General features: G+C 73.3%; 2 protein-coding genes. One reads left to right on the top strand and one right to left on the bottom strand.

Annotated features, from left to right (window positions below; translation table 11 throughout):
* The coding region (locus ACFWJO_RS37480) for a GNAT family N-acetyltransferase (protein ID WP_386872596.1) at positions 1–535 on the bottom strand (535 nt) is incomplete at its 3' end.
* 130 nt (positions 536–665) lie between these two features.
* Here ACFWJO_RS37480 and lon point away from each other — a divergent pair.
* Positions 666–3,077, top strand: coding sequence for an endopeptidase La (gene lon, locus ACFWJO_RS37475; protein WP_386872594.1), 2,412 nt, complete (start codon positions 666–668; stop codon positions 3,075–3,077).
* Positions 3,078–3,107 lie beyond the last annotated feature (30 nt).

The raw sequence follows: 3,107 nt of genomic DNA, 5'->3' as shown, positions 1-3,107 counted from the left end.
CCGCGCCCGCCTGCGCGGCGGCCGCCTCCAGCGTGCGCATCACGTTGGCGCCGAGGCCGCGGCGGCGGTGGGCCGGGTCGGTCTCGATCTGGTCGGCGACGGCGGTCGGCCCGGTCGGCGCGATCTGGCCGCGGGCGGCCAGGGTCCCGTCGGGCGCGAGGATCCGCACCCGGATCACCCCGTCACCGGTCTCCGTGGTCCGCGCGTACCCCTCGGGTGGTGCGGGCCGGACCGAGGGGTCGAGCCGCCTGGTCATCATGAAGCCGGGGTCGTCGGGGATCGTCCAGCCCTCGGTGATCCAGGGCGCCACGTCCTCGGGTGCCGCCATCACCTTCAGCCAGGCGCCGGGCTCGGTGACGGCGGCGCACAGCTTGCCCACGGACACCTCGTCCGGGTGCGGCAGCACGTGCCGGAAGACGTGCCCGGGCAGCCCCACGTCGATGCGGTAGCCCCACGGCTCGACGACGGGCGGCGGGGTGCCACGGGAGACGGTCCAGCCGCGCACCCAGGCCGAAGTAATGGCTGAGATATCCATGGAGGTATTACATCGCCTGTTCACGGCCTGCGGATGGCCGATCGCTCAGAGCGAACACGGCTCGGGGAACATTCCGCGGCGCAGGTGCATTGAGTCCACAGAGCTCAACTTGACTGCCGAAGGGGAGATCATGGCTTCTGAGTCCATGGCGTCCGCGCCGCTCACTCTGCCTGTGCTGCCGCTCGACGACGAGGTCGTGCTGCCTGGAATGGTGGTGCCGCTGGACCTGTCCGACGCGGACGTACGGGCCGCGGTCGAGGCCGCGCAGGCCGCCGCGCGCAGCGGAGCCGGCAAGCCGCGCGTGCTGCTCGTGCCGCGGGTGGACGGCACCTACGCCGGGACGGGCGTGCTCGGCACCGTCGAGCAGGTCGGCCGGCTGTCCGACGGAGACCCCGGCGCGCTGATCCGCGGCCGCGGCCGCGTCCGCATCGGCGCCGGGACGACCGGGCCCGGCGCGGCCCTGTGGGTCGAGGGCACCGTCGTCGAGGAGACCCTGCCCGACCCGCTGCCCGGCGCCGTGACCGAACTGGTCAAGGAGTACAAGGCGCTGGCCACCAGCTGGCTGAAGAAGCGCGGCGCCTGGCAGGTCGTCGACCGCGTCCAGCAGATCGACGGCGTCGGCGCCCTCGCCGACAACTCCGGCTACTCGCCCTTCCTGACCCTGGACCAGAAGGTCGAGCTCCTGGAGACCGCCGACCCGGTCGCCCGCCTCAAGCTCGCCACCGCGCAGCTGCGGGAGCACCTGGCCGAGCAGGACGTCGCCGAGACCATCGCGAAGGACGTCCAGGAGGGCGTCGACAAGCAGCAGCGCGAGTTCCTGCTGCGACGTCAGCTGGAGGCGGTCCGCAAGGAGTTGCGCGAGCTCAACGGCGAGAGCGAGGGCGACGAGTCCGACGACTACCGGGCCCGCGTCGAGGCCGCCGACCTGCCCGAGAAGGTCCGCGAGGCGGCCCTCAAGGAGGTCGAGAAGCTGGAGCGGTCCAGCGACCAGTCGCCCGAGGGTTCGTGGATCCGCACCTGGCTGGACACGGTGCTGGAGCTCCCCTGGAACGAGCGGACCGAGGACGCGTACGACATCCAGGGCGCGAAGGCGGTCCTGGACGCCGAGCACGCGGGCCTGGAGGACGTGAAGGAGCGCATCACCGAGTTCCTGGCGGTGCGCAAGCGGCGCGCCGAGCGCGGGCTGGGCGTCGTGGGCGGCCGGCGCGGCGGTGCCGTCCTCGCGCTGGTCGGTCCGCCCGGCGTCGGCAAGACCTCGCTCGGCGAGTCCGTCGCCCACGCGATGGGCCGGAAGTTCGTCCGGGTCGCCCTCGGCGGCGTCCGCGACGAGGCCGAGATCCGAGGCCACCGGCGTACGTACGTGGGCGCGCTGCCCGGCCGTGTCGTCCGCGCGATCAAGGAGGCCGGGTCGATGAACCCGGTCGTCCTGCTCGACGAGATCGACAAGGTCGGCTCCGACTACCGGGGCGACCCGGCGGCGGCGCTCCTGGAGGTCCTGGACCCGGCGCAGAACCACACCTTCCGCGACCACTACCTGGAGGTCGAACTCGACCTGAGCGACGTGGTGTTCCTCGCCACGGCGAACGTCCTGGAGGCCATCCCGGAGGCCCTGCTCGACCGCATGGAGCTGGTCCGCCTCGACGGCTACACCGAGGACGAGAAGGTCGTCATCGCCCGCGACCACCTGCTGCCCCGGCAGCTGGAGCGGGCCGGCCTGGAGAAGGACGAGGTCGTCCTGGAGGAGGCCGCGCTGCGGAAGCTGGCCGGCGAGTACACCCGGGAGGCGGGCGTCCGCACCCTGGAGCGCTCGATCGCCCGGCTGCTGCGGAAGGTGGCCGCCCAGCACGAACTGGGCGAGCGGGAACTGCCGTTCACCATCGGCGCGGACGAGCTGCGCGGACTGATCGGCCGTCCGCACCACGTGCCCGAGTCCGCCCAGGACCCGGCGGAGCGCCGCACCGCGGTGCCCGGCGTGGCCACCGGGCTCGCGGTGACCGGCGCCGGCGGCGACGTGCTCTTCGTCGAGGCCTCGCTGGCCGACCCGGAGACGGGCGCGGCGGGGCTGACGCTCACCGGCCAGCTGGGCGACGTGATGAAGGAGTCCGCGCAGATCGCGCTCTCCTTCCTCCGCTCGCACGGCGCGGAGCTGGAGCTGCCCGTCACCGGTCTCAAGGACCGCGGCGTGCACATCCACTTCCCGGCGGGCGCGGTCCCGAAGGACGGCCCGAGCGCGGGCATCACGATGACCACGGCCCTGGCCTCGCTGCTCTCCGGCCGGCTGGTCCGCACGGACGTCGCGATGACCGGCGAGGTCTCCCTCACCGGCCGGGTCCTGCCGATCGGCGGCCTGAAGCAGAAGCTCCTCGCGGCTCACCGCGCGGGCATCACGACGGTCGTGATCCCCAAGCGGAACGAGGCGGACCTGGACGACGTGCCGGCCGAGATCCTGGAGAAGCTGGACGTCCACCCGGTCACGGACGTCCGCCAGGTCCTGGAACTCGCCCTCGCCCCGGCGGAGGTCGCGATGAGCGCGGCGGCCTGACGCACTTTCGGCACGGGGGCGGGCTGACAC

This window comes from Streptomyces sp. NPDC127092, assembly GCF_042722475.1.
Taxonomy (GTDB): Bacteria; Actinomycetota; Actinomycetes; order Streptomycetales; family Streptomycetaceae; genus Streptomyces.
Note: the sequence above shows the minus strand (reverse complement) of the source record. Positions and strands in the feature narration are given on the sequence as shown.